The sequence below is a fragment of the Shewanella sp. SM68 genome (assembly GCF_025653925.1).
Lineage (GTDB): Bacteria > Pseudomonadota > Gammaproteobacteria > Enterobacterales > Shewanellaceae > Shewanella > Shewanella oncorhynchi.
The window spans coordinates 189,450-203,962 of the sequence record NZ_JAKKRU010000006.1 but is presented as its reverse complement, the minus strand read 5'-3'; the positions used below and the strand labels follow the sequence as shown (position 1 = coordinate 203,962).

At 46.7% G+C, this 14,513-nt stretch carries 13 protein-coding genes; 3 read left to right on the top strand and 10 right to left on the bottom strand.

The genetic code is table 11. From position 1 onward, the window contains the following. Positions 1 to 27 precede the first annotated feature (27 nt). The 9 genes from proB to L5M40_RS12110 form a co-directional block, all read right to left on the bottom strand. Complete coding sequence (gene proB / locus L5M40_RS12150) at positions 28 to 1,128, bottom strand: glutamate 5-kinase (protein ID WP_105250714.1); 1,101 nt, start codon at positions 1,126 to 1,128, stop codon at positions 28 to 30. A gap of 11 nt (positions 1,129 to 1,139) precedes the next feature. Continuing rightward, entirely contained in the window at positions 1,140 to 2,636 is a 1,497-nt protein-coding gene (gene putP, locus L5M40_RS12145) for a sodium/proline symporter PutP (RefSeq protein ID WP_168826179.1), read from the bottom strand. A gap of 3 nt (positions 2,637 to 2,639) precedes the next feature. Beyond that, on the bottom strand, positions 2,640 to 2,816 hold the full coding sequence (locus tag L5M40_RS12140) for a hypothetical protein (RefSeq protein ID WP_168826181.1): 177 nt from the start codon (positions 2,814 to 2,816) through the stop codon (positions 2,640 to 2,642). Positions 2,817 to 2,979: 163 nt separating this feature from the next. Next, positions 2,980 to 5,046 (bottom strand): FUSC family protein, encoded by a 2,067-nt coding sequence (locus L5M40_RS12135; protein ID WP_263176794.1) that lies wholly within the window; start codon positions 5,044 to 5,046, stop codon positions 2,980 to 2,982. A gap of 5 nt (positions 5,047 to 5,051) precedes the next feature. Continuing rightward, on the bottom strand, positions 5,052 to 5,915 hold the full coding sequence (locus L5M40_RS12130; protein WP_263176793.1) for an HlyD family secretion protein: 864 nt from the start codon (positions 5,913 to 5,915) through the stop codon (positions 5,052 to 5,054). A 6-nt stretch (positions 5,916 to 5,921) separates the two neighbouring features. Continuing rightward, a complete protein-coding gene (locus tag L5M40_RS12125; RefSeq protein WP_131524438.1) occupies positions 5,922 to 6,122 on the bottom strand; it encodes a DUF1656 domain-containing protein in 201 nt (66 codons plus the stop codon). A 181-nt stretch (positions 6,123 to 6,303) separates the two neighbouring features. Next, on the bottom strand, positions 6,304 to 7,659 hold the full coding sequence (gene gorA, locus L5M40_RS12120; protein ID WP_113940197.1) for a glutathione-disulfide reductase: 1,356 nt from the start codon (positions 7,657 to 7,659) through the stop codon (positions 6,304 to 6,306). A 146-nt stretch (positions 7,660 to 7,805) separates the two neighbouring features. Beyond that, a complete protein-coding gene (locus L5M40_RS12115; protein ID WP_263176834.1) occupies positions 7,806 to 8,372 on the bottom strand; it encodes a hypothetical protein in 567 nt (188 codons plus the stop codon). 152 nt (positions 8,373 to 8,524) lie between these two features. Next, on the bottom strand, positions 8,525 to 9,316 hold the full coding sequence (locus L5M40_RS12110; RefSeq protein ID WP_173497829.1) for a hypothetical protein: 792 nt from the start codon (positions 9,314 to 9,316) through the stop codon (positions 8,525 to 8,527). Positions 9,317 to 9,585: 269 nt separating this feature from the next. Between L5M40_RS12110 and prlC the strand changes: the two genes are divergently transcribed. Together prlC and L5M40_RS12100 are read left to right on the top strand one after the other, a co-directional pair. After that, a complete protein-coding gene (prlC, locus tag L5M40_RS12105) occupies positions 9,586 to 11,625 on the top strand; it encodes an oligopeptidase A (RefSeq protein WP_263176913.1) in 2,040 nt (679 codons plus the stop codon). Positions 11,626 to 11,800: 175 nt separating this feature from the next. Next, positions 11,801 to 12,331, top strand: a complete 531-nt coding sequence (locus tag L5M40_RS12100) for a thioesterase family protein (RefSeq protein WP_011791203.1) — start codon at positions 11,801 to 11,803, stop codon at positions 12,329 to 12,331. A gap of 24 nt (positions 12,332 to 12,355) precedes the next feature. Here L5M40_RS12100 and L5M40_RS12095 read toward each other — a convergent pair whose 3' ends face one another. Beyond that, positions 12,356 to 13,003 (bottom strand): glutathione S-transferase family protein, encoded by a 648-nt coding sequence (locus L5M40_RS12095; RefSeq protein ID WP_131524442.1) that lies wholly within the window; start codon positions 13,001 to 13,003, stop codon positions 12,356 to 12,358. Positions 13,004 to 13,209: 206 nt separating this feature from the next. Here L5M40_RS12095 and L5M40_RS12090 point away from each other — a divergent pair, with 206 nt between their 5' ends. After that, a complete protein-coding gene (locus tag L5M40_RS12090) occupies positions 13,210 to 13,899 on the top strand; it encodes a DNA-3-methyladenine glycosylase I (protein WP_105250704.1) in 690 nt (229 codons plus the stop codon). Positions 13,900 to 14,513: the final 614 nt, after the last annotated feature.

The following is a 14,513-nucleotide window of genomic DNA, read 5'->3' as shown; positions in this document are numbered from 1 at the left end:
ACTCGCTTAGTTTTATTCGGCTGATGCTTATTCGAGAATAGCGATGTTTTTCTCGGAAATAATCGGCCCAGTCTTTTGCTGAAATTCACTAGCAAACTCGCGATCGTCTTGGTCCGTAATAAAGCTAAGTAAACAGCTGCTGTAATTGGATTTGGCCTTGGCCAATTTAGTGCCATCGTCTTTGCGTACTAAAATGGTGTCACCGACAGAAAAGTCCCCATTGATGGCAACGACATCGTCACTGGTCAATTGCTCGCTATGGATATCAAGGGCGATATTAAAGTCATTTTCAACAATGACTTCGCCTTGAGCCTGCGAGGTATGTGTCATCCAGTGCAAGTGATCCTGCATTGGCTTCTCATCGGGGGTAAATAAGGTTCCTGGGTTTTGGCCCTTCAACAATTGGTTGAATGAGTCGGCATCAAAACCATTAATAATAAAGGTTTCGATCCCGTGGGAAATCGCCTTCTTGGCGGCTTGTATCTTAGTCCGCATTCCCCCCGTACCGACGGCACTGCTGGCGCCGCCTGCCATGGCGTAGATCTCGGCATTAATCTCGGTCACCTGCTTGATAAGCTGTGCATCGGGATATTCATGGGGGTTTTGCGTGTAAAGCCCATTCACATCAGAACAGATAATCAGCGTATCGGCATCGGCCGCCGCGGCGACCATGGCCGAGAGATTATCGTTATCGCCAACTTTGAGCTTGTCGGCGGTCACGGCATCGTTCTCGTTGATGATAGGCAATAGCCCATGTTCGAGTAGGCTGAAAATCGTGTCTTTAATACTGATGTAACGATCTCGATTGCGTAAATCACCGTGGGTTAACAGTAGCTGTGCGGTTGGGAAATCGAATAACTTGTTCCATGTGGCCATCATATCGGCCTGACCCGCTGCAGCCATGGCTTTCTTCACTGTGACGCTCGGTTTATCAACCTCGCCAAAGTGATGCCATCCTGCAGCGACTGAGCCCGAAGAGACCAAGACAACTTGGATCCCTTGGGCACGACAATAAGTAATAAATTGGGCAATGCCGAGTAAGTAGTGGCTGCTGCAACCTTGTTTGTGTGGAGCAATCAGGGCACTACCTACCTTAACGACAATGCGTTTCCAGGGTAAGTCAGTCATACCTGCGCGCCTCATCTGTCTTCGGCTAAAACACGGCCAGCCTTATGGAATAATTTAGTGGTTTTGGCACAGGGATCAGTATCGAGTAACGAGACTATCCAAATCACCACACTGCTCACGGCAAAGCCGGGGATCATCTCATACACCACTGTGGTTAAAGCTTTACCGTCAGCAAGTACTGGTGCATAAATCCAAAACAGGACTGTGGCTGCACCTGACACTATGCCGGCAATCGCGGCTTTGTGGGTTAGGTTAGCTTTATACAAGCTAAACAAGACTAACGGACCGAAGGCGGCACCGAATCCTGCCCATGCATTACTCACCAATGACAGCACACTGCTAGAGCGGTCAAGCGCCAGTAGACTTGCGACAATTGCCACGCCAGCTACGCCAAAACGTCCCATTTTCACCATGTCTTTTTCGCTAGATTCTTTCTTCGAGATCACGCGATAAATATCTTCCGTTAGCGAGCTTGATGACACTAATAGTTGCGATGAAATGGTGCTCATGATCGCGGCCAGAATTGCGGCTAATAAGAAGCCACTAATGATCGGATGGAACAACAACTCAGAAAACACGATAAAGATGGTTTCAGGATCGGTCAGCTTCATGCCAAATTTATTGGCGTAAGCGATACCGACAAGACCTGTTGCCAGTGCACCCACAATGGTCACTGTCATCCAGCCCATACCTATGTGTCTGGCGGTTTTAATGTCAGCGACTGAACGAATTGCCATAAAGCGCACAATAATATGCGGTTGGCCAAAGTAACCGAGTCCCCAAGATAAGCTTGAGATAAGCCCTAACATAGTGACGTTTTGCATGGCATCGGTGAAGTGTGGAATCGATTGATACGCAAAGTTCAGCATAGTGTCAGCGCTGGTAAACTCTTGATATGCCACCACAGGCACTAAGATTAAAGCGACAAACATGATACAGCCTTGGACAAAGTCAGTGAGGCTCACTGCTAAGAATCCGCCCAACAAGGTATAAGAAACCACTACGCCGAGGGTGACGACTAAACCTATGTCGTAGTTCAGGCCAAATGCTGACTCAAATAACTTACCGCCAGCCACTAAACCCGCAGAGGTATACAAGGTAAAGAAGATCACAATGATCACGGCCGAGATAATTCGGATACTACTGTTGGCATTGCCGAAGCGTTTAGCAAAAAACTCCGGGATAGTAAGGGCGTTATCCGCGACTTCGGTATAGACCCTTAATTTGGGTGCAACGACCAAGTAATTAATTAGAGCACCAATTAATAGTCCAAGTGCGATGTAAATGGTTTCGAAACCAACCAAAAACATTGCGCCGGGAAGACCCATTAGCATCCAGCCACTCATGTCAGATGCACCCGCTGAGAGTGCGGTGACCTGTGGGCTCACCTTGCGGCCGCCCAAAATATAGCCGGACACATCGCTGGTGGATTTTTTATAGGCGAATAAGCCAATAGCAAGCATGGCGATAAAGTAAATCGCTAAGGAAACGTAAGCCAGGTAATTCATGGGTTATTTGTCTCCTAACGCTTTGTTATTTTGAATAATACTCGGTTTCAAAATGACAAAGAGATAGGTGCTTAATATTGCGCATAAACACATAAACTGCATGGTTTCCTTGGCGTGTAATCGGGTAAAGCTTGCTACTTGCGAGATAAGATTTTCCTCTGGTGGGTTCTCCGTAGACATAATTGCTCCTTGGTTGATAATTGAATTTATATCACCAATATAGTTAGTGATCTAATTATATTAAGGCATTTTATCGGCCAAATATCAAGCTTCTATTGGATTTAAATGGTTTTGGCGGCGGTACGAGAGTGGCTTTTTCGGCGGTAAATAGTTTGAGATCTGATTATTTTTCAGCGGTGTTTTTCTGCTCGGCGATACTGTGGGCGGTACGTTCGAAGGTTAAGGTGATGCGTTCAAACATCCCAGTAATCAGAGTTAATTGTTCGTGGGGTAACGGGCATTGCGCCAGCGCTTGTAATAAGGCTTCGCTGCTGGTGTTAAACTCTTCTGCGACTTGGCCGTGGGCGCAGGCGATAAATGCCTGACCTAAATTGTGTTGCCAGAGGTTGAGTGCATTTTCTAAGTCTGAGTGCGTATCTGAAATCCCCTGCAATATGCGTCGCATTCGAATCGACACATGGCCTAGATTCAGTGCAGTGAACACCAGATCGGTAAATACCCTCGAACTCTTGCCCGAGCCTTTTTCGTAACTGGCTATCCGCAGCAGTCGATCGCCCATGCGGGCGTTAAACCAAGGCTCAGGATCGTTATGCTGCGCGATATGCACTAGATCTTTTTGGATAGATTGCAGCAGACGATATTGCATCAGCCGCTGGCTCGGTTCGGTAATCAATTTAAACAACCAATACAGAACAGTGACGCCAACAAAAATCGCTAAGGCATTGCTGACAGTGTTTTCTATCGCAAATGAAATGGTATTACTGGGCTGTACTAATACCGCAAACGGCACGCAAATCCCGAGCCCATAGGGCAAGGTCGGTCGATTCGCTAAGGCGAGTAGCCCAATAAAAAAGGGGCCTGCGAGCACTAAAATGAGGATTTCGAAATCGCCGCTACTCTCTGCCAGCAAAGGTAAAGCGTAAAACACTGTGAGGGGTACAGCGATAGTGATACCGACAAGAATACGGCGCAAAATCGTGGTTAGCATTGGCAGTGGCTGGCGCGCCATCATGATGGAAAAGACCACAGGCATCAGGATCATCATGAGTACCGCACTCGACCCTGTGCCGATCCACAGCGAAGCACCAATGACAAATACCGCCATGCTACGTAGACCGGTCGTAAACCCTATCAGTGGATCTCGGTGAAATTCCATTGGTGGCGCGTTGAGTTGTACCGCAGAATTGCTTGTCAGCACGTTATAACTCTTGAGCACCATGATCAGATCGGCGCTTAACTCCATCGCAACTTTGAGTAAGCGAGTCTCTAATGGGGTTCGGTCGCGGTATTGCATCAGGTTTTGCTGGAGTTGATACCTTAGGGTACGCGCCATTTTGTAGCATTCTTGGTCATCAGTGGATTGCGCCATCAGGGTAAAACTGCTGCGCATATTGGCTAAGGTTTTCGCGAGCGGTTCGCTGACCAGATGGGAATGATTACGTTGTAGTCGGCCAAATATTTGGATTGCCGCCAACAGCGAAAGGGTTTTATTGCAGAGAAAGTTCGCCGCATGGCTTTGTCCGCGTCCTTCAGGACCTTCATAAATCACCGCGCTGGAGTCGTCACTCAGCGCCGATACTGATTCCATAATAGTGTCGATATGTTCATGGCGGCTCGCATGTACGCCCTGTAAATCGAGTTCTAATATAAGATAGTTAAGTGTTTGATTAATTGTGTTTTTAGCATGCAGTTGCAGACCATGTTTTACCTTAGTCGGCCAAAGTAGCGAACTGACCAAGACGGCACAAATTGCGCCGACGATAATTTCGCTGATCCTCGCCTGCGCCACATCGAATATTTTTGCACTATCGGCTGTGCCTGGGCTCGCCATCACAATAAGCACTATCAAGCAGGCTGTCATGCCCGCCATAGCAAAGGCATAGACAAAGTTTTGCTGGCGCACCATGGCCGACAACCCAGAATTTAACCCTATCCAGCAGGCGAGTAATCCTAAGGCGAGTTCGGGATAGGGCGTAAACCCGTTGAGTATGGCAATCCCCGCGAGCGCACCGACTAAGGTGCCGCCAATTTGGCATAAGCCCTTTTCGATCACGAGTCCACTTTCGGGGCGAATTTGCAAAAATACCGCTGACACCAGCGCCCAATATGGCCGTTCTAAATTTAAGAACATGGCCACATATAAGGCGAGCGCCATCGAAATCACGCCTTTAATCGCGAAGATGAGGGTTCGTCGGTCAGGAAAAAATAAACTCTTAAGTAACAGTGTCATAATGACTATTTGTCAGTCTGTAGCTGGATGGAAACTGTCATGCCGACGCTCAGCTCTATGTCCTTAGGAATGCTGTCTAGCTGGATATCGACCGGAATACGCTGCGACAATCTCACCCAATTAAAGGTTTGGCCGATTTGCGGCAATAACTGCCCATTAGCGGTGACATTGGTATTTGCAATCGCCTTACCTATGCTGACCACTTTACCGTGCAAGACATGGCCGCCACTCATCAGGCTGACATCGGCGTTTTGACCTATGTGAACCAAGGGGATTTTGGTTTCTTCAAAATACCCTGTGATATAGAGAGAGTCTTGTTTGACCAGCGAAAATACTGAGTTGCCTTTGCTGACATAGTTGCCATTACGCAGGCTTAAATTGATCAGGGTGCCATTTTCGGGGGCATGAATTTGCGTTCGCGCTAAGTCAATTTTGGCGGTATTTAATTGTGCCTGTGCGAGTTCATAACTGGTTCTTGCCAGTTCGGTATTGATAAAGGCTTCGTCGAAGGTTTCTTTGCTGACTAAGTTGGCGTTGGTCAAACCAATACGGCGTTTGTATTTATGTTTTGCCAGTTCCCATGCTAATTTTTGGCTTTCCGCTTTGGCATTCAATTCGGCAATGGTGGCTTTGTAGCGGGTATCGTCCACTGTGAACAATACATCACCTTTATTAACGACTTGATTGTCTTTTACATTCAGTTGGTTCACCCAACCGGACACATCTGGCGCTATGGTAATGATTTCGGCGCGAACTCGGCCGTCGCGGGTCCAAGGAGAATAAAGGTAGTGCGACCATATCCAATGTCCGGCGATACCTGCAATCGTGACCACAATAAGGGTGAGGCTGATACGAAAGATTTTTCCCATGAACAATCAACTCCCAAGCAAGTAAATGACCAACGCCAGATAGCAGATAAACAGCCCAACTTCGAACCAAGCTGCGCGCCACAGCTTGTGATAGAGCCCAGTTTGATAGAGTACCCCGCGAGTGATGCAGGAAAGCAGAAAAGCTAAGGGGATAAAGATAATTAATGGACTAAATAACAAACCATCGAACGCGAGTTCTTTAAGCATTACGCTATTCATCCCGATAACAGTGGCGCAGCGATAACCGCGCTAGGTGTTTAAAATGCAAAGTACTCAGTCGAGATTATAGGAAAGTCGCGTGAGAGTTAATGGTTTTATACTATCTGTGATCAATTAGGGCCAGCATAAGCTGGCCCTAAATATGATGAAATCAAAGCGAAAATCGCTTCTACCTCATGGTAACAAACTCTTCGGCGCCCGTTGGGTGGATAGCAACGACCGCATCGAAATCGGCCTTAGTTGCACCCATTTTCATGGCGACGCCGAAACCTTGAAGGATTTCGTCCATACCAAAACCAATACCATGAATACCGACGACTTTTTCGTCCTTGCCAGCGCAGACTAACTTCATCTTACAGGCTTGGCGATGGGCCGTGACGGCTGTGTACATTGAGGTAAACGTCGACGTATACACTTTGACGTTATCGTCGCCGTATTGAGTGCGCGCTTCTGGTTCGGTCAAGCCCATAGTGCCGATAGGTGGATGGCTGAATACAACTGTTGGGATCAGGTTGTAATCCATTTTGGCATCTGTCATGCCGTTAAATAAACGCTCAGATAACAAACGGCCCGCTTTAACCGCAACAGGGGTGAGCTCTACGCCGCCCGCCATAATGTCGCCGACACAGTAAATCCCTTTGTGAGTTGTATTTTGCTGCTCATCAGTGATGACATAGCCTTTGCTATCTAATTGCACTTCGGTATTTTCTAGGCCGATATTGCCTGTTGCAGGTGAGCGGCCAATTGCCCAAATTAGGCAATCGACTGTAATGCTTTCACCGTTTTCTAAGTTTAATGTCAGGCTGTCATCGGCATTTTTAACCACTGCTTTTGGCACGCTATGGGTGTGCAATGTTGGGCCTTCGGTTGCCATCGCATCGACGAGAGCATCGACTAATATAGGGTCAAAGTTACGCAGCGGCGCATGTTTACGCACTAATAAGTGAGTTTCACTGCCCAGAGCGTGTAACACGCCAGCGACTTCAACAGCGATATAACCCGCGCCAACAACGGCAACGCGCTTAGGTTGCTCGCGTAGGGCGAAGAAACCATCGGAATCGATACCGTATTGCGCGCCAGGAATATTCGGAATCGTCGGTGCGCCGCCAGTGGCGATAAGAATATGATCAGCGGTGTAATGTTCGCCGTCCACTTCGATGGTGTTGCCATCCACAAAACGGCCGTAGCCATTTAACAGCGTCACTTTGTTGTTGGCAAAACCACGGCCATAGGCATCGTGAATGCGACCAATGTAGGCTTCGCGGTTTTCGACCAAAGTGTTCCAATCGAATTTATTAACAGTGACGTCGAAACCATAATCTTTGGCGTAAAGGTTCATCGCTTCGGCAACATGGGCGCCATACCACATGACTTTTTTGGGCACACAACCTACGTTTACACAGGTGCCACCCACGTGTTTGGCTTCGATGAGTAGAACCTTAGCACCACGCATTGCCGCTCGGTTTGCTGAGGCGATACCGCCGCTGCCTGCGCCTAGGCAGATATAGTCAAAATGTTGAGCCATGAGTTTCTCCGTCTTACTTCAAGGATGAGATGCTTTACAGCAGAAGGTCATTGTAGGGGGCTTTGCGGTAACAGACCAGCCTATTGCATCACTAACGTATAAGGCATTGCTTTTAATAAAAATAATCCTAAAGTTGCATTCAGTTGTTATCGCGTGGCTGTTTCGCGGCGATATTGGCACTTAGAGTGATCGTTTTGAGCTGGGCCTTCTGCACCACATTTCAAACATTGCCACTCCTTTTGGCGGGCGCTGAGTTCGTCGGCTTGATGTTTAGCAGCGTTATCTTGCTTGTCGCCGAGTAGGGACTCTAGCTGATCCATACGTTTATCGAGCCAACGGCAGTTAGGATCATTGGCGACATGTGCACGACTGGCGAGCTGTTGCTTGCGACTGAGCTTTTTACTCTTAGCGGCTTTGTTCGATTGAGTGGCTTTAGTTGATTTAGTGGTTTTGGATGGCTCTGCGGGTGTGACAGTGGGGGGCGAATACTCGAACGCACTTTGCACTTGGTTAGGCACATTAATCGGCTTGCCCTCATTGTCGAGCAAAGTGCCTAGGGGCAAAGGTGCGGTTTGTGTCGGTTGCGCTAAGGAGTCTAGACTCGGTTCAGGCTCTGGTACCTGCTGCGCATTTGTCGAGCTTGTAGCTTGGATAAAAAGCAGGGGCAAGGTAATGACAGCGGTTCGGATAAGATAGAAATGATGCGTTAACATTCCCTGTTCCTCGGCAAAATCGATGTGAATAGTGAGTCGCTCCGTCGACATTTTGAGTTTAGTTAGTGAGCTTTGTTTTTGCCAAATGTCACGGGATAAATTGACAGAGGAAGGTTGCAATACAGCGCTAGAAACACAGAGCTAAAACGACGTTAAAACGTTATTGCAAAGTGGATGCCTGCATAGGTTTGATCCTGTGAACTCATATCGCCATTGGCTGAGGCTTCTTGCTCAATATCACTCTGGGCAATGCTGTGGCTAATGTGCCCGCTAATATTCATGCTTGGGGTCAGTTGATAATTCGCTTCGAGGCCAAACTGCAGGTTATTACTGCCATCGTGTTCTTCTGTGCGGTATTTAAAATCAAACCCTTGAGTGATATAGGGCGTGAGGCTGAACTGGTCTGTGATATTCCAATAACTGTGCAAACTCACTTCAACAAAGTAGCCTGCCGCTTCTGTGGAATAGACATAACTCACCGATGGTACCAACCAAGCTGTGGCGCTGTAGGCGAGTTCTGCAAATAGCTCGTTATCTTGGCAGCGGCTATTGCTATAGCCTTCAATGCGCTGATATCCCAAATTGGCCTCTAGGTTTTCGGCTAAGTTGAACCCATATTCAAGGCCGATATTCCACTCTGTATAGGCTTGGCTATCACCGCGTCCGACTAAGGCATAAGTGGTTAAGTTGCCGTGTTGAACAGCAGCATTGAGCCAATAAATACCCCCATTTTGCAAGTTATTGCGACCCTGTGAGACATATTTGCTGTCCCAACCTAAATCCAGCGTCACCGCCAAAGGTTCTGTTATCTGGCGGGGTAATATGGTGTTTGAAATACTATCGACTTGTTCTAGGCCCTCATTAGCAACTGCGTTGTGACTAAGGCAGTTGATCCCTAATGTGCAGAGGACGCTGGCGATAAGTTTCACTGAGTGTGTTGCCATATTTTTACTGATTTTGGTCGAGGTACGTTAGTTACGCAGATAATACCTTGCTCACATACAAACATTAATGCGAATTGATTCGATTTGCGATCGAGATTGCAACAATGTGTAGGTAAATAAAACGTAAATCCTAAATGCGAACTAGTTCACTTTTTTTCAGGGGAAATAGGGTTAAGTAAGGCGTTCGAAGGGGACAATCGGTTTTCTCGCCTTGATAAATAGGCCATTAGCCCTTATTTATAACAGATACAGATTGTTGAGGAGTCAATATGAGCAACCCTTTGCTTAGCGGCGCAAAATTACCGCTTTTTTCACAGATTAAACCGGAACATATTCAAGTCGCCGTTGAGCATGCCATTGCTCAGTGCCGCACTAAGATTGATGAAGTGCTGCAGAACCAAGGTCCTTTTACGTGGGACAACTTGGTCGCGCCATTAGAACAGGTTGACGATGAGCTAAGCCAAATTTGGTCGCCCGTTTCTCATATGAATTCAGTGACTAGCACAGATGAGTGGCGTGCCGCCCATGATGCTTGTTTACCTCTTTTATCGGAATACGGTACTTACGTTGGCCAACACCAAGGTTTGTATCAAGCTTATAAAGCGCTGCGAGCATCCAATGAATTTGCACAATTGAGCCAAGCCCAGCAGATGGTGATAGAGCACAGCCTGCGCGACTTTGAACTATCGGGTATTGGCTTAGATGACGCGCAAAAAGTGCGTTATGGCGAGATTGTAAAACGTCTTTCTGAACTCACCAGTGGTTTTTCGAATCAATTACTGGATGCGACGCAAGCTTGGACTAAGTTGATCACTGATGAAGCTGAGCTTGCTGGTTTGCCTGAGTCTGCCAAAGCCGCCGCTAAAGCGATGGCGCAGTCGCGTGAGCTAGAAGGTTGGTTATTTACCTTAGATTTCCCCTCTTATCTACCCGTCATGACCTACAGCGAAAACCGCAGTCTTAGGGAAGAATGCTACCGTGCGTTTGTCACTCGCGCTTCAGATCAAGGTCCCAATGCCGGAGAGTTTGATAACAGCCCGCTGATGGACGAAATTCTTGCTTTGCGCCACGAACTCGCATTGTTACTCGGTTTTGATAGTTTTGCTGACAAATCTCTGGCGACGAAAATGGCTGAAACACCGGCGCAGGTGATGGCATTTTTAAATGAGTTAGCGCTGCGCTCAAAGGATCAAGCTAAGGCAGAACTGGCTGAGCTGAGAGCGTTTGCCGAGGCCGAATATGGCGTGACTGAAATGGCCTCTTGGGACTTAAGTTTCTATGCTGAGAAGTTGCAGCAGCATAAGTATGAGATTTCACAGGAAATCCTGCGTCCGTATTTCCCCGAAGATAAAGTGCTCTCGGGTTTGTTCTACACAGTATCGCGTTTGTTCGGTATCAAAATCCTTGAGCAAAAGGATTTTGACCGTTGGCATAAAGACGTGCGTTTCTTCGATATTTTCGACGAAACTGACGAACACAGAGGCAGTTTCTACCTCGATTTATATGCCCGCACAGGTAAACGTGGTGGTGCTTGGATGGATGACTGCCGTGTGCGCCGTCAAACCGCCAATGGATTACAAAAGCCTGTGGCTTATTTGACCTGTAACTTTAATGGTCCGGTCGATGGCAAACCTGCGCTGTTTACCCATGATGAAGTGACAACCCTGTTCCACGAATTTGGCCATGGTATCCACCACATGCTGACCAAAATCGATGTTGCAGGCGTGTCGGGTATCAATGGCGTGCCTTGGGATGCGGTCGAGTTACCAAGTCAATTTATGGAAAACTGGTGTTGGCAGGAAGAAGCATTGGCCGAAATTTCTGGCCACTTTGAAACCGGCGAACCATTACCTAAAGCCTTATTAGATAAAATGCTGGCGGCGAAAAACTTCCAGTCTGGCATGATGATGCTGCGCCAACTCGAGTTCTCGTTGTTCGATTTTAGAATGCACCACGAATACGATCCCGCTAAAGGCGCGCGCATTCAAGAAACCTTAGACGAAGTGCGTCGTCAGGTAGCCGTATTAACGCCGCCGGATTTTAACCGTTTCCAACATGGATTTGCCCATATTTTTGCGGGCGGTTATGCCGCAGGTTATTACAGCTATAAATGGGCTGAAGTGCTCTCGGCTGATGCGTTTTCCCGTTTCGAAGAGGAAGGTATTTTCAACCCTGAAACGGGTCGTCGCTTCCTGCACAATATCCTCGAAATGGGTGGCTCAGCCGAACCTATGGACTTGTTCAAACAGTTTATGGGACGCGAGCCTAATATCGATGCCCTGTTAAGACATTCAGGTATTGCTGCATAAGCAATTGTGAGTTTTGATAAATCAGCCCATTTTAATGGGATGATTATTTGAGGGTATTTAGCTTAATCGAACGATAAAAAGACGCCTTAGGGCGTCTTTTTTGTGAGCTATATCCCGCTTGCCCTGTGGTATGACCTCTGTTAGCCTGTGGCTCTTATTTCAAGGGCGGCGCGTTATGAATCTGTATTTTCGTTTGTTTTGGTTGTTATTCTGGCGCACGCGCCATTGTCGTAAGATCGATTTTCTAGGGACAAGCCGTATCACTTATCGTGCTTTACCGAGCGATTGCGACATCAATTTCCATCTAACTAATTCTCGCTATCCCGCGTTTATGGATCTGGCGCGGACTTATATGTTGGCTGAGATGGGTCTGCTGAAACGTTTCTTAAAGTTGAAGTGGATGCCGATAGTCAACGCCGCCGAATTTACCTATATTCGCGATATTAAGCCGCTGAAAACTTTTGAGATTGAAACCAAAGTCGTCGGTTGGGATGAAAAATATTTCTATATTGAACAACGCTTTGTGAGCGAACGTGGCCTACATTGTATCGTCCATGTACGCGGTGTGTTTGTGTGCAAAGGTAAGCAAGTGCCGCTAGATGTACTAGTGAAAGAAGCGGGTTATACCGATCCTGCACCTGAGTTGCCGCCCGAAGTCGTGAAGTGGAAAGCGTTTTTGCAGTTGAAGAAAGAACGCAATATGTGATTGTGTTGAGGCATGACTTACTTGCTAAGGTATGCCTCTTATTCCTGCCGTTTCCTCCATCTCAGCCAGTAACACCTCTTCTTGTACTAACATCCAAGCGCCACGCAGTTGTGCCTGTTGCCAATAGCGCACGATTTCATCTAAATCCAACAGGTTTAGATGTTGGAAGCTATAGCTTAAGCAAGGGATGAGTGCACAGTCGGCTAAGGTAAAACTGTCGCCACAGACCCAATGATGTTGTGTGAGTTGCGCGTCTAAGCGTTGAAACTGTGTCAGTAGTTGCTTCTCTAATTGTTTGATTTCGAATTCATTACTGTCTTCTATATGCTTTAACTTTTCTAATTGAAATAATGGGTTGTTAATATCATTGTCTATGATGCGATCGAACAAACGTACCTGTAAGTTGCGTTGTGGTTCTTGTGGCAGCAGTTGGGTACTGTTTTCAAAATGCCTATCTAAGTACTCGATAATAATGCTGGATTCGGGTATCAGCTGTTCATTTTGGGCTTTAAGCAGGGGGATTCGCGCTTGCGGATAACGTTGGTGAAATTCCTTGCGGGACAAAGGGTCGCGTAGATCTATGATTCTGGGGTAGAAGTTGGCCTGCTTTTCATAAAGTGCGATGAGCACTTTCTGTGAATAGCGTGATAACGGGTGATAAAAAAGCTCCATAGGCACTCACTCCAAACCCAGTCTTTTACGGACTTTACGTTTTAACTTTAGTCGTAATTGAAGCGCTTGCTGTAAGAGTTTTCTTAAAAAATGCTGGAATAAACACAATTTTTATTGGCAAAGCCAAGTGATCCATCAGGGATAAAAATCGGTATTATGAGCCCATATAGAAAGTGTCGGGATTTAATCATTTTAAAGGTAATAATATGAGCCAGTTAGAGCGTTTTTCATCAATTTATGCCAGAGCCAGTGAGCGCAAAGGCGGACCTGCTGGACTCGAAGCCTTATTGTCTGGTTGCCTGTCTGATGATGAAATTCGCCAATATCGGGATGCTGAATTATTGTCGGCGATGAGCCGTCAGGTGTTTCAAAGTGGTTTTGTATGGCGGGTGGTTGTTAACAAATGGCCCGAGTATGAGAAGTCTTTCTTTGGGTTCGAACCGCATAAAGTATTGATGTTATCGCCTGAACAAATTCAAGCGCGGGCAAGTGATGCGACCTTGATTCGCCATCTTAAAAAGACTCAAGCTATTTATGATAACGCTCTGATGATCCACGATGTTGCTCGCGAACATGGCAGTTTGGCGCAACTGATCGCCGCTTGGCCGACACAGGATATTATTGGTTTGTGGGCGTTGTTGAAGAAACGCGGTACTCGATTGGGCGGCAATACGGGTCCCTATTTTCTGCGCGGTATTGGCAAAGATACTTTTTTGTTAACCGATGATGTACAAGGCTATTTTAAAGCACATAAGTTAGTCGATACGGGTTTTTCATCACAAACGGCGCTTAAGCAAGTGCAAGCCGTATTTAATCAGTGGCAACAGGAGTCGGGTCGTTGTTTGGCTGATATCAGCCGTATTCTGGCTTGCAGCGTGGGCGATAATCGAATTTAGTCCTGTTAAGTTGTGATTGAAGATGAACAAATTAGTTTTAATAGACAAATATTGCTTTGCTAGCAATATTTTTCATTACAGAAGCATTATTTGTGGGAGTCTGAGTTTCATTTAATGGAGTATTAATCTGAATTTCGGGTTTGCTCCGTTTTGGGGTAACCACTAAAATAGCCCGCTAGCTATTATTTGTGACTGTTTAATTGTGTGGCGTTGACTCATAACGCTGGCGCTGCCTTTTAGCCGTGCACAAATAGTAGATGTAATAAACTGCACAGCAATCCGCTATCGGATGTATTCATGTTTTTACGCACAAGCAGTCTGAAGCCAGCTCTTTGCTTACTCTCTTTCGGTATTGTCAGTCTTGATAGGGGCGTTTTTAACGACTTGATACTGAGAGTGGCCTGAGTAAAAACAAGCGCGCTGCGTTTTCGTCTCTATGTACAAATTATTGCAACAAGTGACGGTTAAGCTAACGTCATTGAGCTGTGGGCCTTGGCCTGCCGCAAGTCTAGAATATGAACAGATTTGCAACATATTCAATATGGAGTAGGCTTATTGGGTGTTTTACGGCATATCCCCCTAACAATGCCACTCAAAGTTAACCGATTTTTTAA

Bases quoted from the DNA above. Each gene is read 5' to 3' on its own strand.
- proB (WP_105250714.1), bottom strand. From the start codon at position 1,128: ATGACTGACTTACCCTGGAAACGCATTGTCGTTAAGGTAGGTAGTGCC.
- putP (WP_168826179.1), bottom strand. From the start codon at position 2,636: ATGAATTACCTGGCTTACGTTTCCTTAGCGATTTACTTTATCGCCATG.
- L5M40_RS12140 (WP_168826181.1), bottom strand. From the start codon at position 2,816: ATGTCTACGGAGAACCCACCAGAGGAAAATCTTATCTCGCAAGTAGCA.
- L5M40_RS12135 (WP_263176794.1), bottom strand. From the start codon at position 5,046: ATGACACTGTTACTTAAGAGTTTATTTTTTCCTGACCGACGAACCCTC.
- L5M40_RS12130 (WP_263176793.1), bottom strand. From the start codon at position 5,915: ATGGGAAAAATCTTTCGTATCAGCCTCACCCTTATTGTGGTCACGATT.
- L5M40_RS12125 (WP_131524438.1), bottom strand. From the start codon at position 6,122: ATGCTTAAAGAACTCGCGTTCGATGGTTTGTTATTTAGTCCATTAATT.
- gorA (WP_113940197.1), bottom strand. From the start codon at position 7,659: ATGGCTCAACATTTTGACTATATCTGCCTAGGCGCAGGCAGCGGCGGT.
- L5M40_RS12115 (WP_263176834.1), bottom strand. From the start codon at position 8,372: ATGTTAACGCATCATTTCTATCTTATCCGAACCGCTGTCATTACCTTG.
- L5M40_RS12110 (WP_173497829.1), bottom strand. From the start codon at position 9,316: ATGGCAACACACTCAGTGAAACTTATCGCCAGCGTCCTCTGCACATTA.
- prlC (WP_263176913.1), top strand. From the start codon at position 9,586: ATGAGCAACCCTTTGCTTAGCGGCGCAAAATTACCGCTTTTTTCACAG.
- L5M40_RS12100 (WP_011791203.1), top strand. From the start codon at position 11,801: ATGAATCTGTATTTTCGTTTGTTTTGGTTGTTATTCTGGCGCACGCGC.
- L5M40_RS12095 (WP_131524442.1), bottom strand. From the start codon at position 13,003: ATGGAGCTTTTTTATCACCCGTTATCACGCTATTCACAGAAAGTGCTC.
- L5M40_RS12090 (WP_105250704.1), top strand. From the start codon at position 13,210: ATGAGCCAGTTAGAGCGTTTTTCATCAATTTATGCCAGAGCCAGTGAG.